This is a genomic window from Kitasatospora sp. NPDC015121 (assembly GCF_055562955.1).
Genome location: NZ_JBVHEH010000007.1, coordinates 333,937 through 351,241 on the forward strand (window position 1 = coordinate 333,937; position 17,305 = coordinate 351,241).

Sequence of the window (17,305 nt, forward strand, 5' to 3'; positions counted from 1 at the left end):
CGTGGAAGCGCACGGCAAGGGCGACAGCACCACCAGCGCGGCGGTCGTCGTGCGCCAGATCTCCGAACGCCGGATGGCCCTGGTCCGCCCCCGACGACCGCGGCGGACCGAGCGCCCACCCCACTCCCGGTTGCCGGCCCTGCACTGCCCCGGCGGGTGGGCCCTCACCACCACCGGGCCGCCGGGCCCGTGAGCGGGCCCGGCGGCCCGGCACCCGCGCCCTGCGGTCCGGCCCGCGGGCGCCACGAAAAGTACGAAAGGGGAGAGGAGCCGAAACGCCGTCGCCCGCCCCTACGGTCGCAGGGTGAATCCTCCTTCCTCCCTCTCCCGAGGACCCGGGGCAGAGCCCTCGGACGCACCCGCCCGAGCACCGGCCGCTACGGCCAGGCCGACGGGTGCACGAGCCCGCTACGCCGTCCGGGCGGGCGTGGTCATGGCCGCCGTCGTCGCGCTCGTGTCAGGAGCGGCTCTGGTGCCCACCCGGGCCCAGGCCCCGTCCACGACGCGCTCCTCCACCGCCCCGGACGTACTGATCGACGGCGAGCACCTGACGCTGCAGCAGATGAGGGCCGTCCTGCGAGGAGCGGCCGGACCGCTGCGCCTCGCTCCGGCCGCCGCGGAGCGGATGCGTCAGGTCCGGGCGGGCGCACTGGCCGCACTGGAGGGCGGACAGCGCGTCTACGGCTGGAACCAGGCGTTGGGCCCGTTGAAGGACCACCCGCTGACGGACGAACAGCAACGGGACTTCCAACGGCGGATCCTGCGCTCCCACGCGGCCGGGACGGGCGCCGAACTCCCGGAAGGGGTGGCCCGCCTGGCACTGGTGCTGCGGGCGAACACCATGGCCCGCGGACACATGGGCGTGCGCCCCGAGACGGTGGAGCGCATGCTGGCCCTGGTGAACGCCGGGGTGACACCCGTCATGCCCTCGATCGGCTCCCTGGGCACCGGTGACCTCCAACCCATGGCGGCCGCCGGCCTCGTCCTGACCGGGGAGGCGGGACGGGCGCGGCTCCATGGGGGGCCGCCCGGTGACACCAAGGACGTCCTCGACCGGGCCGGGCTGTCGCCCGCGTTCGGCCTGGAGACCGGGGAAGCCCTCCCGCTGATCAGTGGGAGCAGCGTGCTGACGGCGCGCTACACGGCCTCCGTCGGCCGGGCCGAGACCTTCCTCGACCAGTTCGACGGCGCGTTCGCCCTGTTCCTCGAAGCGACCCGGGCGGAGGCGAGTTCGCTGGACGAACGCACCCACGACGAGCGCCGCTTTCCCGCCGAAGTGGCGGAAGCAGCCGGCCTGCGCGCACTGACCCGGGACAGCGCCTGGATGACGGAACAGGGGCGGAAGCAGTTCGGGGAGAGCTCTCCCCGCGTCCAGGACGCGGTGTCGGTGCGCGCCGCACCGCACATCGTCGCGACCGCCCGCCAGACCCTCACCGAAGCGGAGGCGATCATCGGCGAAGAGGCGAACGCGTCGACCTCCAACCCACTGGTGTTCGAACGCCCTTCCGGGGGCTACGAGTTCGTCATGGGCGGCAACTGGGACGGCGCTCGGATCGGTCACGCGATCGACACCCTCAACGCGGAGATCACCGATGTGGCGGTCCTCAGCCACGAGCTCTCCGGGCGGCTGATCGCTTCGAAGTGGAGCTACGGGCTGCCCGACAACCTGGCGGCCCCGCCGGTCGGCCTGAACTCCGGCATGGTGCAGGTCCAGACCGTCGGTGCCGCACTGATCCCGGAGATGCAGGTGCGGGCGGCGCCCGCCGGCGTACTGTCCCGGCCGGAGAAGTTCGGACAGGAGGACCACAACACGATGGCCATGGCATCGGCCCGCGACCTGGACGACAACCTCGAACGCGCCGACACCGTCCTGGCCGTCCAGTTCCTCCTCGCCGCCCAGGGCATCGACCTGGCCCGCCCCCTCATGGGCGAACTCCCCATGGCCAAAGCCACCACCGAACTCCACCACCGCTTCCGCGACCACGTCGCCGCCCTCGGCGACGACCGCTGGATGACACCCGACCTCGAAACCGCGACCGCCCTCGTCGGTCGGGGCGAGCTGCGTCCCCACAGCTCCTGAACGAACTCGGTCACCTGGCTCTCCCCTCCGACGCTCGCTCCTGCGCCGTCCTGCGACGAGGGACGGCGCAGGAGCGACCGCGGCTTCGTCACGCGGCCGGTGGGGTGCTGGTGGCGGTCTTCGAGCGAGCGCCAGGAGAAGGGGGCGGGCCGCTGGTGCTGCCTGCGTCGACCGGGCGTGAGCAGACGGCGGTCCGTTCGCGCTCGTGGTCACCGCCGGTCGTGGAGCCCGTGCGCGGTCAGACCCGGTGCGGGTGGGCGGGGAGGGTCAGGGCCCCGGGCAGTGCCGCGCAGGCCTCTCGGAGCCGGGCGGTGAGCTCGGCGCGGGTGTGCGCGCCACGGCCGCTCCGCGCCGTCCAGCCGTCGAGGGCACGGTGGAACGCGGCGACGAGCATGTCGAGCGCGAGGCGTACCCGCAGGTCGTCACCGGGCGACAGGGTCAACCGCCGGGACAGGACGGCGAGTGCGGCGACGGTGGTGCGGTCGCAGAACGCCAGGCCGTGCGCGTCCATCGACGGGGTTTCGGCGGCGATGCGGCGGCTGGCGAGCACGTTGGCCGTCCAGCCCTCGCCGGGCACGGTGTCGACGGCCCGGGCCAGGGCGCCTTCCAGGAACGCGAAGACCGTCTGGCCGCGGGCCGGTTGGCGCTCCTCCAGGTCGGCGAGGAACGCCGCCCACAGGTCCTGGGTGGGCGCCATCGCGACGTCCTCCTTGCTCGTGAAGGTGCGGAAGAAGGTGCGCTTGGACACCTCGACCGCGTCGCACAGCTCATCGAGCGTCACGTCGTCGAAGCCGCGCTCGCCGAACAGCTCCAGTGCGGTGTCGACCAGGGCCTGGCGGGTGCGGAGCTTCTTGCGCTCGCGCAGCGGCAGGCGGGCGGCGTCGGCGTCGGTGCTCATGCCTCCAGTGTACCGAAGGGCGAATGCCTCCTATAGGCTTATGCCTCTCAGTGGCACTTTCATGAGGAGGTCTGCCATGCGCGCACTCGTCGTCGACCGTTCGGCTCCCCGCGGAATCCGGCTCGCCACCGCACCGGACCCCGAGCCCGCCCCCCACCAGGCCCTCGTCAGGATCACCGCGACATCCCTCAACCCCGGCGAGGTCGTCCACGCACTGGCCGCCGCGCCCGACGGAACCGTGCTCGGCTGGGATGCGGCCGGCATCGTCGAGCGGGCCGCCGCGGACGGCACGGGGCCGCGTGCGGGGACTCCGGTCGTCACCCTCATGCCGTCCGGTGGCTGGGCCGAACTACGGGCCGTGGACACGGCGTTGCTCGGCCTGGTCCCGGCCGGCGCGGACCCGGGCGCGATCGCCACCGTCCCGGTCGCCGGGGCCAGCGCGCTGCGTGCCCTGCACCGGATCGGACCGCTGCTCGGCCGGACCGTGCTCGTCACCGGCGCCACCGGCGGCGTCGGCCGCTACGCCGTACAGCTCGCCCGGCTCGGCGGTGCGCACGTCGTGGCGTCCACGAGCGACCCGGAGGCCAGCGGGGAACTGCTGCGCGGCCTCGGCGCGCACCGCGTCGTGCGGCGCCCGGAGGAGGCGGGCGCCGCGGTGCACGGCGTCGTCGACCTGGTGGGCGGCCCGCGCATGGTCGAGGCGTACGGGACGCTCGCCGAGGGCGGCACGCTCGTTTCGGTCGGGCACGCCACGCAGGGCGGCGAGGACTTCCCGCACGGGGCGTTCTACGGCGACCAGGGGCGCCACGACCGCACCATCGCCACGTTCTTCCTGCTGGCCTGCCCGGACCTGGGTCCGGACCTTACCTGGCTGGCCGCCCGCGTCGCGGCGGGCGACCTGGACCCGGGGATCACCCACCGCGCCGACTGGAACGCCGCCCCCGACGCGATCGGACGGTTGACGGACGGCGGACTGCACGGCAAGGCCGTCCTCGACGTGCGGTGACCGCCGCGCCGTCCCGCCTCGCGCCGGTCAGGGCCTGCGCCGACGGCGCCCGGCGCCGCGGACCATCCGGTACGAGACCTCGTCGGCACCGTAGCTCGTGCGCCAGCCGGTCGAAGATCCGCTTCGCCGGGTGGCGTTGCTTGCGCGGGGCGTCCGGGGCAGCCCGCAGCATCCGGTCGGCCGGCGGCGGATCCAGCCGCGTCGACTCCAGGTCCTCCCGCACCGTCAGGATGCCGACTCCGTGCGTCCGCATGAGAGCGCGGTTCGACCGCCCGGTACGCGGGTCAAGGCGGATCGCCGCGTACGGATCGACCCTGGACTTCGGCGGCGCCCAGGTGCTCTCACCACCCCCGGTACGCGCATGCCCCTGCCACGCCGACGGCGGGCCGCGTGCCGACGAAGTGGATTGCCGGGATTCCGTTTTCGGCCCGCGCCTCCCTTCAGAGCTCGTTCATCGTCCCGGGACGCTCCGGTGGTGCGCGGAGCCGGTCCGCAACCAAGTCGATCCCCGAAGGAAGGAGGCGGGGCGAGCGGGACGTTCCCGGACGCAACCTCCCCGTCACCTTCAACGGGCCGTCCTCTTCACCAGGGCCGGGGACGGCGGAGCTTTCCGCGGCCGACCCTCCGGTCGCACAGTCGTTCCACGAGCCCGGCCGGGTCGACACCCGTCCGCTTCGGGGCGCCGTCGTGCTCGTCGTCGTGCAGCACGAGTTCGATCCGCCGCCGTTCCCACTCGATCCGCTCGCCCGCCGACAGCAGCGCTTGCCTCTCCTCACCGGCCACCGCGAAGCCGCCGGCCTCCTCCCGGACGGCGTCCAGCACGGTGGCGTGCAGGAGGTAGTGGCGCAGCGAATGGCCGGGCCGCAGGTGGTCGTGGACGTGGCCGACCGCCCCGGGCACGGGTACCAGGGTGACCCGGGCCAGTGCGGCCGCGAAGGCGATCGAGGCCAGGAGGGCGCTGACCAGGACGAGCCACCGGGCCGCGGCAGCGACCCACCGCCGCCTCCTGGCCGTTTTGCGGCCGGCCGGAGCCACGACCTGGCGGACATCTTCACCTTGACCCGCAACCGGCCCCGTGGCCGGGTGTTCTGCGCGCCGGGCGTACGGGGCGCCGGCCGCGCCATGTCCCGCCCGATCGCCGCGCACTTCGGCTCGATGGCCCCGATCCGCGCCGCCGACACCGATGTCCTTGCCCAGGTCCCCGGCATCGGCACGGAGAAGGCCTGCGTCGTGGCCGCCGAACTGACCCCCTGCTGGATCGCCCGGCCAACCTCGGCGTCGGCACCCATGCCACCGAGCCCACCGCCCCCGGGCCGGCGGCAGAGGCATCCGAGGGCGCCGGGAGCGTTCAAGCCCCGGGCGCTGGTGGCCCGCTGGCCGGCGAGGCCGTGGTCGTCACCGGCTCGATGAGCGGGGCGCCGGCCGCCCTGTTCCGCAACGAGACGAACGAACTCGGCGAGCAGGGCGGCGGCAAATCCTCCTCCCGGTCTCCAGGGCACCACGCTGCTCGTCGCCGGCGAGAAGGCCGGCTCCAAGCTCGCCAAGGCCGAGGAACCGGGCATTCCCGCCCTCACCCCGAGGAGTTCGCCGTCCTCGTCGCCGACCACATTCCCGCGCCCTGACCGCGCCCTCCTCCGGTGGCCGGGCCCGCCCGGTCACCGGAGGAGTGCGGCTGTTCGGCATGCTTCGTCGCGATCAGGGCCGATGGGGTGTCTCAGCGGCGCTCGGCGAGCCACAGGGCGAGCCGTCCCGCGAGTGGAGCGAGGCCGCGCGGGGGGTCGGGCGGCCCGGCCAGGGGGACGCTGCCCGGGTGGTACTGGAAGAAGAAGCTCAGGTCGCCCTCGGCGGGAGCGAGGGACTCCAGGGGTGTCAGGGGATCCGTTCCGGCCATCAGGCGCGGCTCGTCCCACTCCGGCGAGAACTCCGCGATCGGGGCGCCCTCGGCACCGTTCCAGCCGAGGAACATCACCCAGCGGGCACCGCGCATGCGCAGGGGATACCCGGCCACCCGGGCCACGAACTCGCCCAGGGTGACGGGACCGTGGAAGGTACCGTCCTGCTGGTGCGGCGCATGGCAGTCGTCCCCCATGCACACGCTGTCGCGCGTCAGAACCACCTTCACCGTCATGACCGGCACGGTAGCCCCCGGCGACGATTATCGTCAATATGACATTAAGCGTCAGGCTTCGAACCACCCACAACTGGCCGACCCCGCCGCTCCGCGCTGCGTCCCGCCAGCTGAAGCCCTGACGCCCAACTGCGCGACCACGTCCTGCTGCGGCATCGCCTGCCGCACGGCGTATGCGGCCGACCCGCGGTGCGCCCGGTCGGCGCTCCGGGCCCTTCCGGGCCCGGAGCGGGGGAGCGGCAGGAACGGCGTGCCGCAGATACCGGGCGGTGTCCGGCGCCGACGGAAGCCGGTCCCGCACACGACCTCAACCCGGCGGCAAGCCCTCCTCCGCCTCCAAGCGCACCACCCTCCTGGTCGCCGGCTCCAGGCGCGCCGAGGCCGAGGAACCGGGCATTCGCGCTCTCACTACCGAGGAGTTCGCCGCCCTGGTCGCTGACCCCCTCCCCGTCGCGCTGTGAGCTGTTTCCTTACCGGCAGCTTCGCTCGCCGGGAGTGTCGCGCAGCGTCGGCCGTTGACACCCCGGTGAGGCAGACTGCCCGTCATGACAACGGCTGACCACGACATCCCGGCCTCCTGAAGCCGCATCGGCGCCTGGCACGTCACGCATACCCGGCGAGGACCGGTGAGGCCGCCGTCGGATGCGGCGCGCCCGAACGCGTTCGAGGCGGACCTCGGCCTGCCCCTGCCCGTGGACCTGCGGGCCTGGTGGCTCCTGTCCGATGTCGGCGCGGACTACTGGATTCCGGCGGCGTTCGCCCCGCTCTCGCTGGACGAGGCCCTGGGGACCCGCGGGATCTGGCTGCTGGTCGCGGAGCAGGAAGGCGACCGCTTCGACGAGAGCGGCCGGCCCGAGGGCCGCTACCTGCGGGAGTTCATGCCGATCGCGTTGAACCCCAGTGGCGACGGACTGATCGTCGACCTGCGCCCCGGTGACGCCCACGGCGCGGTTCTCCTCGGGGACCCGGGGGAAGTGGACCCACGGGTACTCGGCCGGCGCGGCGTGCGCCGGATCGAACGCGAGGACCGCGTCGATGGACGGGGCGGGTGGCCGGTATCCGTGGTCGATGACGTAGTGGCCGATCAGTGCCGGCGCGGCGAAGACGATTCCCGGCCTGTGCGGGACGCGGATCTCGCCGGTGCCTGCGCTGCTTCGCTGATTTCCCGGCAGCGGCTCGTGGGAACGCATATCCAGGGTCGAGCAGAGCCCGCACTCCTGGAGGCCCAGCATCACGTTGACGGCCTGAAGATCGAGTACCGCCGTGAGGTTCTCCGCGAACGCCTCCGGAACGGTACCGGAAGTCCACGGCTGACGGCCCGACAGCCAGCCGACGTCCAAGCGCTCATCCGCGGGCTCGAACGTCAGGAACCGGTAGCCGGCGGTCTGGTCGGTGAAGCAGTCCCCGACATCCCCGTAGGAGTAGGGGATCATGTCCTCGTAGGATGTCACCGCCAGTTCTTATCACCCACGCGTTCGCCCGATCAGGCCGGGCTGTCAGCACTCCCACCGCGGTGGTCGCAAGGGCGTCCCGGCAGAGGGCTCGGCCGCAGCCGGCGTCCCGCGACGGGTGCCATGATCAGCCGCCACCCCGACTCGCCCGGACCCGGCAGCCCGTGAGCGCGCCGCCCCCCTCGATAGGGTGAGGTCGGCAGGTGGCCGAAACCCTTCCCAGCCACGGGGGTTGACCCGGACGTCACAACCCCTCTCAACCCTTGTAGGGCAGGTTCCGTGCGCATCCGTTCTGCCCTTGCCACCGTTCTGTCCGTCATCGCGGCGGCCGCACTCCTTACCGCCCCGGCGCGGGCCGTGTCCGCCCCCGGCCTCGCCGCTCCCGTCCCGTCGGGTGGCCGGGCACCACTGTGCGGCGGGGAAGCGGGTCGCCACGACGTTGTACGGGGGGATCGACGGGCTGCCGGGGGTGGGGGAGGACCGCACCGGCTGTGTCCGTACGGCGTTTCGGCACTGGATCGACGCGGACGGGAACGGCTGCTCGACCCGGGCGGAGGTGCTGGTCGCGGAGGCGGCGAGCGCGCCGTTCGTGGGCGCGGAGTGTTCCTCGTCGGGCGGTGTGTGGGTGAGCCGCTACGACGATGTGGTGCTGCAGGACGCCAACGCCCTGGATGTGGACCACGTGGTGCCGCTCGCCGAGGCCTGGGACTCCGGCGCCTCGGAACGGTCGGCGGAGCAGCGGCAGGCCTACGCCAGCGCCCTGGACGAGCCCAGGGCGCTGATCGCGGTGTCCGCGAAGTCCAACCGCAGCAAGGCGGACAAGGACGTCGCGGAGTGCCTGCCGCCGGCCGAGGCCTACCGCTGCACCCACCTGACCGACTGGACGGCGGCAAGGACGCCACCGAGGACTTCTCCAACCACGTCCCGGTCACGGGCACCCATGCCCTCAAGCCCGAGATCGCCGCCCCGGCGTCCCCGTCAGCGGACGGTGAGCAGGTTGTTCTCACGTACCACGTCCAGCGACAGGGTGCGGTAGCCGACGCTGTCGAACAGGACCGTCAGGTGGCGGTCCTCCTCGTTCATCACCGCGCCCTCGCCCCAGTGCTCGTGCCGCACCAACGCGCCCGGCCGGAACGGGTGCCGGTCGTCGGCGGAGCCGGCCGGATCGCCGTCCGGGGTGGGCGGCCCGGGCAGCGGGCCGCCGGTGCCCGCCAGGACGGCGGGGCCGCCGGCCGGCCCCTGCTGGGAGAGCTCGGCCGCCTCGCAGCGGTCGCAGGAGCCGCAGGATCCGCTGTCGGACGCCTCCCGGGTCTGGCCGAAGTAGCCCAGCAGGAAGCGGCGCCGACAGCCGGTGCTCTCCGCGTATCCGCGCATCATGTCCACCCGGGAGCGCTCCAGCTGCTGGTGTGCGTCGCCGAGTTCGACCGCTTCCCGGGCGGTGTCCGCCGGGTCGGCGTCACCGGTGGGCGCCAGGTCGCCGTCCTCGGTGGTGGCCACCGCGCCGACCTGCTCCAGCAGGTTGACCACGGCGGTCAGCCGGCTCGCCGTCAGCCGGGTCTCGGCCCGCAGGTCGCCGGGGTGGACCGGCCCGTCGTGGTCCGCCAGGGTGCTCGCCACCCGGGTGACGGTGTCCGGGTCCGGGCGGCCCGCCGCGAAGAACCGCTGCAGGCCCAGGTCCTGCGGCCGGTAGGCGAGGATCGCCCGGGCCGGTTCGCCGTCCCGCCCGGCCCGGCCGATCTCCTGGTAGTAGGCGTCCAGCGAGCCGGGGACGGACGCGTGCAGCACGAAGCGCACGTCCGGCTTGTCGATGCCCATCCCGAACGCCGACGTCGCCACCACCACGTCCAACCCGCCGGCCAGGAAGCGGTCGTGGACGGCGGCGCGCTCCGCGGCGGGCAGGCCCGCGTGGTAGGCCGCCGCATCGAAGCCGAGCTGTCCGAGCTCCGCCGCGTACTCCTGCGCCTCCCGCCGGGTGGCCGCGTACACCAGCCCCGGCTTGGGCTCGGCCGCCGTCCGCTCCACCACCGCGCGCTTCTTGACCGCCGCGTCCTGGAACGGCACCACCTCCAGGTGGATGTTGGGCCGGTCGAAGCCGGTGACCACCTCGCGCACGTCGCGCATGCCGAGCTGGGCGACGATGTCGGCCCGCACCGGCGCGGCGGCGCTGGCCGTCAGGGCCAGGACCGGCGGTCGGCCGATCCGGTCGATGACCTGGCCGAGTCGCAGGTAGTCGGGCCGGAAGTCGTGGCCCCAGGAGGACACGCACTGGGCCTCGTCGACGACGAACAGCGCCGGCTGGGCGGCGGCGAGCTGCTCGACCACCTCGTCCTTGGCGAGCTGCTCGGGGGACAGGAAGAGGAAGTCGAGGTCCCCCTCGCTGATCCGGTCCCACACCGCCGCGTTCTCCCGGCCGCTGTTGGCCGAGTTGACCGCGGCGGCGTCCGTGCCGGCTCGGCGCAGCAGGCCCTGCACCTGGTCGCGCTGGAGGGCGATCAGCGGGGAGACCACGACCGTCGGGCCGGGTATCAGCAGCCCGGGTACCTGGTACACCGCCGACTTGCCGGCCCCGGTGGGCATCACCACCAGGGTGTCGCGCCGTTCCATCACCGCTTCCATCGCCAGCAACTGCTGCGGCCGCAGCCGCTCCCAGCCGAAGACCTCCCGTGCGCTCTGCTGCAGCCGCCGTGCCGACGAAGTGGCCATGTTGCTCCTTGAGTTCGAGTCCGGACCGCACGCCGGCCGGTTCGGGGACGGCGTGCGGGTACCCCGCCAGGACGAACTGACGCGTGCCCGGTGCCCCGGTGCGCGACCATGACGGAACGGCGAGGAGCGAGCAGGGCGAGCCCATCCCTGACAGCCACCACGTCGTGATCGGCAGCCGACGCTGGCGGGCGACCGATCCGCAGGTGCCGGACGACGCCGGACTGCGGCCGACAGGCAATTCACCGTCTGTGGTCTACCCCTGTAGCGGGCGTGGGGGGGTGATGGACGCGGCCGCAGCGACGTGCGCCGAGACCCCGCCTCCCGGAGACGCTCCACGCGTTCGACCACTTCGGCTACTCGGATTTCGGCCGCGACCCGTACCGCCCTGGCCTTGGCCCTCAACGGCCCCCTGTTCGGCCCAGGTACCGGCACCGCGCACACCGACCAGCACCTGCTCCCGGTCTTACCTGCCGCTGCCCGATCCGGCCTGCACCCCCGGGGCGTACAACCCGGACGTGACACAGTCGACCGCCCCGTCCATGATCTGCATCTCCAGCTGGCGCGCGACAGTGCGCTCGTCCACCTCCTCCTACGAGGAGGACCACCTGGTCGCGCTGGAACTCGCCGAGGCCCGTGCGACCTGGGCAACCTGTGGCCCGAGGCCCACACGGCCACGAATACTGCCACTACCAAGGACGGCGTCAAGAGGAAGCTGAAGAACGTGGTCTGCTTCGGCCGGATCACTCTGGCCGCCGCCCGCGGCACGATACGCCCTGGCCCGCGGGTGCCTCGATGCCGACCGGCTGCGGCAGGCGCTCGCGGCGGTGCCGCGGCCCCGGGCCGCCGACGGCCGGCTGGTCCTTGCGGTGGACATCACGTGCTCGCTGCGGCCGGACGCGCACACCTCACCGCAGAGGATCCTCCGCCACACCTACGGCCGCGGAAAAGACCAGCACATCCCCGTCCCGGGCCGGTTCTACTCGGTCGTCACCGCCCTCGAGCCCGGCCGCACCTGGTGGACCGCGCCGCTGGACGCGCTGACACTGGCACCGGGTGACGACGCCGCCACCGTCACCGCCCGGCAACTGCGCGAGCTCGTCCACCGCCTGATCGCCGCCGGCCAGTGGCAGCCGGGAGACCCGGAGGTGCTCATCGTCGCGGACGCCGGCTACGACGCCCCGCGCCTGGCCTTCCTCCTGAAGGACCTACCCGTGCAGGTGCCGGCCAGGACGCGCTCGGACCGTGTCCTGCGCAGGACATGCCCGCCCGGCTTCCCGGCACCAGGGGCCGTCCGCCCCGCCACGGCGGCGAGTTCGTCTTCGGCGACCCGGCCACCTGGGGCGCCCCGGACACCGAAACCGTCACCGACACCCGGCTCCACGGCACCGCGAGAGCACGGTCCTGGGACCGGTTGCACCCGAGGCTGACCCACCGCTCCTCCTGGGCCGCACAAGACGGCCAACTGCCGGTGATCGAAGGCACCGTGATCCGCCTGGAAGTCGACCACCTGCCCAGTGGTGCCACCCCCAAGCCGGTCTGGCTGTGGTGGTCGGGCACCGACGCCGCCCCCGCCGACACCGACCGCCTCTGGCAGGTCTTCCTCCGCCGCTTCGACATCGAGCACACCTCCCGGCTCTTCAAGCAGACCCCGGGCTGGACCCGCCCGAAGATCCGCACTCCCGAAGCGGCCGACCGCTGGACCTGGCTGATCCTGGCCGCCTACACCCAACTCCGGCTCGCCCGACCGCTCGCGGCCGACCTCCGCCGTCCCCGGAAGAAGCCCTCGCCACCCGAACGCCTGACCCCGGCCCGCGTTCGACGCGGATTCCGAAACCTCCGCCCGAAGACCGCCTGCCCGGCCAATGCACCGAAACCCAGCCGCCCCGGCCCCGGACGACCTCCCGGCCGCAAGAACACCCACCCGACACCACGCCACGACGTCCACACCGCCGCAAAGACCGACCCCGCGAAGCCGTCACTGAAGAAGAAACCCTAGTTCAGCAACCCTCGCCCACGCCGCACAGGTTGAAGATCAAACTGAAGGTTGTTCCGTAAGGCTGGGATCGGGGCATTTCTCCCGTACGGGTGGAGTGCTGAGGGTTGAGGCGTTGTGGGTGGAGACGTTCACGGATCTGCGGATGCGGCAGTTCGAGGGCCTGGTGAAGGTGGTGCGGGAAGGGGCGGCAGCGGGCCCGGTGGGGGTAGGTCGTGGTGTCCGCCGTTGGCGGAGCGGGTGCTGCTGGTGGCGGTGCACTACCGGACGAACCTGACGATGCGGCAGTTGGCGCCGTTGTGCGGCGTCTCGACGGCGACGGTGTGCCGCGTCGTGCGGCGCCTGGGCCCGTTGCCGGCGCTGAAGCCTGTGCGGCGGCCGGCTCCGGGCACCGAGCGGTTGTGGATCGTGGACGGCACCCTCGTCCCGGTCCGCGACCGCACAGTGAGCGTTTTCAGCTTCGCCACCCCAGGATAACGCCCGGCCCTCGCTTGAGTCCTGGAAGCTCCTCGGCTGTCCCCGCCGGGCACAGTGGGTTGTTGATCGTGGGAAGGGATGCCACGCACGCTCGAAGTACCATCCCTGCAAGGTTCTCCGGCCGATACTTCCCAACCTTCGCAGTGGCGTAGTCGGACGGAGACATACCCGTAGAGGACAAAGGGCAGAGGGCGATGAGTGTGACTGAGAGTTGGTCGCGTGTGATGAGTCTTCTTCGGGAGCACGCGCCGGCCGATCACGCAGATCTGCCAGGGCCCGCTACGGAGCAGATGCTCGCGGCAGCCGAGGAACGGATGGGGATCTCTCTGCATGGGGATCTGCGGACGTGGCTGTTGCAGAACAATCTGGATCTGCCAGAGGGAGACGTCGACTACGACGTGGCATGCTGCGGCTTCGACGGGTTCCCCGACGAGGGGAGCTTCTTTCTGGGCATCCGGGCGATGGAGAGGCTCTACGCGAACCGCTCCATGCCCGGTGGATTCGACCCTCCGGACCAGCCCGACTACCCGTTCTGGCGTAACGAGTGGATCCCGTTCCTGTCGGACCAGGACGGCTGGATGGGAAAGTTCATCGATGTGCGGGACGGCCGCGTCGGCCGCTGGTTCGTGGGTGGGGTCACGGCTACGGGCGAGTACGAATCGATGGCCCAGTATTTCGACTCCGTGGCGGAGACGCTGACGAGGATCGCCGGTGGAAGTTACCCGGTCTGTCGGTTCACCGAAGGTCGGCTTGTCTGGTCGTAAGGCGGTTTCCGACCGGATGACGGGCATTGCCAATCCGTCCTCATCCTGGAACGGCAATGAGAATCATCAGCGTTGACGTTCCAGGGTGAGGATGGCTGCGGCGATGACGGTCATGCGGTTGGGGCTGCAGCGGGCCCGGCGGAGGACCTGCCAGGACTTCAGCCTTGCGATGCTTCGTTCGACCGGTGCCCGTGCTGCCGACAGTGCCCGGTTGATCGTTCGCTGGGTCGTGGTGAGGTCCCTGTTCGGGAGCCGTCTGATCGGTGTGGTCACCCAGGGGCCGGCTCCGATGTAGGCGCGGTCGGCGAGGATGGGGACGCCCTGGCGTTCGCAGATCCGGATGATTCGGTGGGTTCGGGCCGCGGTCAGGTCGTGGGTGCGGCCGGGCAGCGCGGGTGAGATCCACAGCAGCTTGCCAGTGGGATTGGCCACGACCTGCACGTTCACGCCGTGGCGACGGTGCTTCTGCGAGAAGTCGCTCCGGCTGTCGCCGACCCGGTCGCACTCGGCGAGCGTCCCGTCGAGCAGGACGTGATCAGGATCCGTCTCGCGCAGAACCCGCAGCAGACCGGGCGCCCGTCGGGACAGGTGATCGACGACGGCCGTGACGTAGGCGTGGGCGGTGCCGATGGATATACCGAAGCCAGCGGCGATCTGCGCGAGCGTGTCGTGGCGGCGCAGGTAGACCAAGCCGACGAGGGCGCGCTGGTGGGGCGGTAGCTTGCAGCGTCGGTCACCCTCACGAGTGACGATGAGCATGGATACCCACTCGACCAGGGCGTGCGGCAGGTCGAGTGCGGCAGGACGGGGAACCAATGAGCCTCCTGTGTTGATGAGTTGAGATGTCTAACACCTCTCTCAACGGCACGGGAGCCTCGTGCGTTGCGGAACGCTGGCCCGTCACCCGATCAGTGGCCACTCTGAAAGAGCTCAGTAAACGCCTGCCCGGACACCGTGCCGATCCGGATGTGCGAGAACGGCCGGCCGACCGGCCCGGGTCGCAGCGAACAGCGGCAGGACGCCGTGCTCGACACGGTCGTTCGGACGGCGACTGCCCTGGCCGACGGGCTGAACATCGACGGCTACTCGCTCTTCGCCCTGCAGGACGCCGACAGCCACGCCGAGGGACTGCTCCCGCACTTCGGCCTCCTGTACGACGACTACACGCCCACGCAGGCCCTTCGAACGTACCGCGACCTCATCGAGGGCAGCACGTTCGGTGACCGGTCGTCAGGGCTTGATGACTGAGTATCAAGTGATTGTGTGGGAAGGGCGTTGGAGAACGGGAGGTTCGGCAGGTCGGGCCGGGTGAGCGTAGCCGGGTGATCTTGGGCGCTGCTATCGTGCGTGCGGCACCTGCCGGTACGGATGTTCGAACGGAGAGACATGCGCAAGTCGAAGCGGATAGCGGCGCTCGCCCTCAGTGTGCTGGGCATGACGACGGGAACGCTGTTCGCGGCTGCTCCGGCGCAGGCGGCGTCGACGCCCAGCGGAGCCTGCAACAGCGTCGGCAGCGGGTACTACCTGATCGACCAGCACGCCATCGGCACGGTCGCCGACGTCTACCTGTTCTACAACGGCTCCAGCAACTGCGCCGTCACCTGGAAGCGCAGCCCGAACGGGACCACCCGGTACGACCTGAGGGTGAACATCGAGCGACAGAGCGACCTGAAGGACGCCCCGGACGCGGGCTACTACCTGTACTACGCCGGCCCGGTGACCCTGAGCGCCAAGGGCACGTGCATCTCGTGGGGCGGCGAAGCGGGGGGCGTCCGCTGGTACTCCGGCTGGACCCACTGCGGCTGATCTCCGAAAACCCCGGCCCCGCGCAGCGCGGCCGGGGCCCGGCCACGTCGGCTCGCCGATCGCCCCGTCGCACCGGACCCGCCGGACGGCCGCTGTACGGTCGGAGCTGTCCAGCACCGCGATCTCGTTCGCGGGCATCCGAACCCGGTAGCACTGCCCGGGCCGGTGCCCTCCCCGTCCTCGTCGGTGCGCTGCCACTGGGCGGCGTCGGTGTCAGGGATCCCGCCGACGGCCGCCACCAGGCAGGCCTACTCGGCGTCCAGCACCCTGCCCTCGGGGGTGTGCGGCCTTGCGCTCTGCGCAGACTTCTCGGTCCCCAGGTCCTGCTGTTCCTCGCGCCACTCGGCGAAGACGGCCGGCACCGCGCCGCCCGGCGCGGTCACCGCCGCGGTCCCGTCAGGGTGAACCGGACCGGAGCCGGTCCGCCGGCACGCCGTGCTCGGTCGTCTCCTTGAGAGCCATCGGAGCGGCGGGCCAAGCGCCCAGCTGTTGGCGGGGGACGGGCGTGTGGCAGCGGCCGGACGACAGCTTCCTGTGGACAGCGTCAGGTGTTCGGCGGGTCATACAGGCGGGTGCCGTCGGTCAGCATGCCGGCGCGCTTGACGTTGCGTAGGACGGCGGTGACCTCCAGGGCGGCGATCGGGGCGAGGGCGCCGAGCTTGACGGTGATGTACTCGTAGAGGTCCGTGATGTCGCGGCACAGGACCACCGCGTACAAGTTGCTGGTGCCGGTGGTGGCGGCGGCGTACGGGACTTCGGGGTGGCCCCCGATCGCGCGGCCGACGGCGTCGAGCGCGGAGGGGGCAACCTGGGCGGAGAGGTGGGCCTCGGCCTGGTAGCCGAGAGTGGCGGGCAGCACCTCCGTGTCGAAGTAGACGATGCCCTCCTCGGTGAGGTGCTCCAGGCGGCGGCGAACGGTGGACTCCGACTTGCCGGTGGCGGCGGCCAGTTCGGGGTAGCCCGCCCGGCCGTCCCGTTCCAGGACGGCGAGCATCGCGCGTTCGGTGTCGTCCAGCCGGTGGGTGCCGCGGCCGGTGGCGGGCGGGCGCCTGAGGGCGGCCTGCTGGTCGGGGTCGAGGTCGCCGTGGTGCCAGCCGCCGGGGCCGCCTCGGAACATGTGCAGGAAGGTGCGGGCCGAGACGCCGGTGACCTGGCGGGTGCCCGGCAGTTTGTGGAGCAGCAGCGCGTCGCGCTCCTGGCGGCTACGGGAGCGGGTCATGCAGGCGACCTCGGCGCCGCCCGCGTTGATGCTCACCCAGGCGATGTCGGGCCGCCGGGCCAGGGCGTCGGCGATGGCGCCGGCCGCGCCAGGGACGCACTGGATGTGCAGCCGCGACTGGTGGTAGCCGACGCGGTCGGGCGCCGGCAGGGCGATCACCCGCAGGAGGCCCTGGGCGCGCAGGCGGCGGTAGCGGCGCGTCACTGTCTGGTCGGTGACGCCGAGGACTTCGGCGAGGCGGCTGAACGGGACGCGGCCGTCCATCATCAGCGCCTGCACCAGCTGCCGGTCCAGCCGGTCCAGCCCGCCGGGGCGCTCCTGGTTCCCGGGGTGCGGCGCTCCGGGTGCGTGCTCATCCATCGTCATCGGAATCCATCATGGCACGGGCTCTGAGTATCGAAAGCCGCGATCAGCGGCCGTCTGAGTTTCCCGTATCGCCGATCGGCGCGATCTTCGAGGGGTCCGATAACCCGCACCACCCGTTCCCGAAGGAGTACCCATGCGCAAGTGGCTACCGTTGGCGGCGATCTGTCTCGGCACCTTCATGCTGTTGATGGACGTCACCATCGTCACGGTCGCTCTGCCCGACATGGCCGGATCCCTGCACACCTCGTTCGCCGGCCTCCAGTGGGTCATGGATGTGTACGCCCTGATGCTCGCCGCCCTGCTGCTGGGCGCAGGCGCGCTAGACGAGTAGTTCCGAAGTCAGCTGGCTTTGCTGGTTCTGCTTCGGACATGCAGGAAGGGTGTCCAGCATTCGGGTTGTGACGACCGAAGAAC

At 71.9% G+C, this 17,305-nt stretch carries 14 protein-coding genes and 5 pseudogenes; 11 read left to right on the forward strand and 8 right to left on the reverse strand.

Translation table 11 applies throughout. The features are described from left to right. The first annotated feature begins 472 nt into the window (after nucleotides 1–472). The gene (locus tag ACZ3J7_RS13235) at nucleotides 473–2,080 is read left to right on the forward strand and encodes an HAL/PAL/TAL family ammonia-lyase (protein ID WP_465619946.1); all 1,608 of its coding nucleotides are present in this window, start codon (nucleotides 473–475) and stop codon (nucleotides 2,078–2,080) included. A gap of 238 nt (nucleotides 2,081–2,318) precedes the next feature. Here the strand turns inward: ACZ3J7_RS13235 and ACZ3J7_RS13240 are convergent, their stop codons facing one another. Beyond that, nucleotides 2,319–2,978, reverse strand: coding sequence for a TetR/AcrR family transcriptional regulator (locus tag ACZ3J7_RS13240; RefSeq protein WP_465619948.1), 660 nt, complete (start codon nucleotides 2,976–2,978; stop codon nucleotides 2,319–2,321). A gap of 76 nt (nucleotides 2,979–3,054) precedes the next feature. Between ACZ3J7_RS13240 and ACZ3J7_RS13245 the strand changes: the two genes are divergently transcribed. Then, nucleotides 3,055–3,984, forward strand: a complete 930-nt coding sequence (locus ACZ3J7_RS13245; RefSeq protein WP_465619949.1) for a zinc-binding dehydrogenase — start codon at nucleotides 3,055–3,057, stop codon at nucleotides 3,982–3,984. A gap of 582 nt (nucleotides 3,985–4,566) precedes the next feature. On the opposite strand, the gene ACZ3J7_RS13250 is transcribed toward ACZ3J7_RS13245, so the two are convergent. Then, entirely contained in the window at nucleotides 4,567–5,019 is a 453-nt protein-coding gene (locus ACZ3J7_RS13250; RefSeq protein ID WP_465619951.1) for a DUF6191 domain-containing protein, read from the reverse strand. A gap of 679 nt (nucleotides 5,020–5,698) precedes the next feature. Continuing rightward, nucleotides 5,699–6,112, reverse strand: coding sequence for a hypothetical protein (locus ACZ3J7_RS13255; RefSeq protein ID WP_465619953.1), 414 nt, complete (start codon nucleotides 6,110–6,112; stop codon nucleotides 5,699–5,701). Nucleotides 6,113–6,381: 269 nt separating this feature from the next. Here ACZ3J7_RS13255 and ACZ3J7_RS13260 point away from each other — a divergent pair, with 269 nt between their 5' ends. Then, entirely contained in the window at nucleotides 6,382–6,573 is a 192-nt protein-coding gene (locus tag ACZ3J7_RS13260; protein ID WP_465619955.1) for a hypothetical protein, read from the forward strand. A gap of 231 nt (nucleotides 6,574–6,804) precedes the next feature. Beyond that, nucleotides 6,805–7,011, forward strand: a pseudogene (locus ACZ3J7_RS13265) (SMI1/KNR4 family protein); the annotation flags it as partial. A 135-nt stretch (nucleotides 7,012–7,146) separates the two neighbouring features. Here the strand turns inward: ACZ3J7_RS13265 and ACZ3J7_RS13270 are convergent. Continuing rightward, nucleotides 7,147–7,545 (reverse strand): annotated as a pseudogene (locus tag ACZ3J7_RS13270) (DUF7919 family protein); the annotation flags it as partial. 412 nt (nucleotides 7,546–7,957) lie between these two features. Here ACZ3J7_RS13270 and ACZ3J7_RS13275 point away from each other — a divergent pair. Further along, nucleotides 7,958–8,599 carry a GmrSD restriction endonuclease domain-containing protein gene (locus ACZ3J7_RS13275; RefSeq protein WP_465619957.1) on the forward strand — a complete coding sequence of 214 codons (642 nt, stop codon included), beginning with the start codon at nucleotides 7,958–7,960 and terminating at the stop codon, nucleotides 8,597–8,599. Here the strand turns inward: ACZ3J7_RS13275 and ACZ3J7_RS13280 are convergent. Further along, nucleotides 8,542–10,266, reverse strand: a complete 1,725-nt coding sequence (locus ACZ3J7_RS13280; protein WP_465619958.1) for a RecQ family ATP-dependent DNA helicase — start codon at nucleotides 10,264–10,266, stop codon at nucleotides 8,542–8,544. The genes ACZ3J7_RS13275 and ACZ3J7_RS13280 overlap by 58 nt on opposite strands. Nucleotides 10,267–11,036: 770 nt before the next feature. Here ACZ3J7_RS13280 and ACZ3J7_RS13285 point away from each other — a divergent pair. The 3 genes and pseudogenes from ACZ3J7_RS13285 to ACZ3J7_RS13295 form a co-directional block, all read left to right on the forward strand. Then, nucleotides 11,037–12,262, forward strand: a pseudogene (locus tag ACZ3J7_RS13285) (NF041680 family putative transposase); the annotation flags it as partial. Between the two features lie 142 nt (nucleotides 12,263–12,404). Beyond that, nucleotides 12,405–12,718, forward strand: a pseudogene (locus tag ACZ3J7_RS13290) (helix-turn-helix domain-containing protein); the annotation flags it as partial. Between the two features lie 242 nt (nucleotides 12,719–12,960). After that, nucleotides 12,961–13,500, forward strand: coding sequence for an SMI1/KNR4 family protein (locus tag ACZ3J7_RS13295; protein ID WP_279634032.1), 540 nt, complete (start codon nucleotides 12,961–12,963; stop codon nucleotides 13,498–13,500). 66 nt (nucleotides 13,501–13,566) lie between these two features. Here the strand turns inward: ACZ3J7_RS13295 and ACZ3J7_RS13300 are convergent, their stop codons facing one another. After that, nucleotides 13,567–14,316 carry a transposase gene (locus tag ACZ3J7_RS13300; protein WP_465619960.1) on the reverse strand — a complete coding sequence of 250 codons (750 nt, stop codon included), beginning with the start codon at nucleotides 14,314–14,316 and terminating at the stop codon, nucleotides 13,567–13,569. 138 nt (nucleotides 14,317–14,454) lie between these two features. Between ACZ3J7_RS13300 and ACZ3J7_RS13305 the strand changes: the two genes are divergently transcribed. Next, the gene (locus ACZ3J7_RS13305) at nucleotides 14,455–14,748 is read left to right on the forward strand and encodes a hypothetical protein (RefSeq protein WP_465619962.1); all 294 of its coding nucleotides are present in this window, start codon (nucleotides 14,455–14,457) and stop codon (nucleotides 14,746–14,748) included. A 138-nt stretch (nucleotides 14,749–14,886) separates the two neighbouring features. Beyond that, complete coding sequence (locus tag ACZ3J7_RS13310) at nucleotides 14,887–15,306, forward strand: hypothetical protein (protein ID WP_465619964.1); 420 nt, start codon at nucleotides 14,887–14,889, stop codon at nucleotides 15,304–15,306. Nucleotides 15,307–15,554: 248 nt separating this feature from the next. On the opposite strand, the gene ACZ3J7_RS13315 is transcribed toward ACZ3J7_RS13310, so the two are convergent. Continuing rightward, nucleotides 15,555–15,689, reverse strand: a complete 135-nt coding sequence (locus ACZ3J7_RS13315; protein WP_465619965.1) for a hypothetical protein — start codon at nucleotides 15,687–15,689, stop codon at nucleotides 15,555–15,557. Nucleotides 15,690–15,850: 161 nt separating this feature from the next. Beyond that, nucleotides 15,851–16,885 carry an Lrp/AsnC family transcriptional regulator gene (locus ACZ3J7_RS13320; RefSeq protein ID WP_465619968.1) on the reverse strand — a complete coding sequence of 345 codons (1,035 nt, stop codon included), beginning with the start codon at nucleotides 16,883–16,885 and terminating at the stop codon, nucleotides 15,851–15,853. A gap of 139 nt (nucleotides 16,886–17,024) precedes the next feature. Between ACZ3J7_RS13320 and ACZ3J7_RS13325 the strand changes: the two are divergent. Then, nucleotides 17,025–17,210: pseudogene (locus ACZ3J7_RS13325) on the forward strand (MFS transporter); the annotation flags it as partial. Nucleotides 17,211–17,305: the final 95 nt, after the last annotated feature.

Bases quoted from the DNA above. Each gene is read 5' to 3' on its own strand.
- ACZ3J7_RS13240 (WP_465619948.1), bottom strand. From the start codon at position 2,978: ATGAGCACCGACGCCGACGCCGCCCGCCTGCCGCTGCGCGAGCGCAAG.
- ACZ3J7_RS13245 (WP_465619949.1), top strand. From the start codon at position 3,055: ATGCGCGCACTCGTCGTCGACCGTTCGGCTCCCCGCGGAATCCGGCTC.
- ACZ3J7_RS13255 (WP_465619953.1), bottom strand. From the start codon at position 6,112: ATGACGGTGAAGGTGGTTCTGACGCGCGACAGCGTGTGCATGGGGGAC.
- ACZ3J7_RS13280 (WP_465619958.1), bottom strand. From the start codon at position 10,266: ATGGCCACTTCGTCGGCACGGCGGCTGCAGCAGAGCGCACGGGAGGTC.
- ACZ3J7_RS13295 (WP_279634032.1), top strand. From the start codon at position 12,961: ATGAGTCTTCTTCGGGAGCACGCGCCGGCCGATCACGCAGATCTGCCA.
- ACZ3J7_RS13310 (WP_465619964.1), top strand. From the start codon at position 14,887: ATGCGCAAGTCGAAGCGGATAGCGGCGCTCGCCCTCAGTGTGCTGGGC.
- ACZ3J7_RS13320 (WP_465619968.1), bottom strand. From the start codon at position 16,885: ATGGATGAGCACGCACCCGGAGCGCCGCACCCCGGGAACCAGGAGCGC.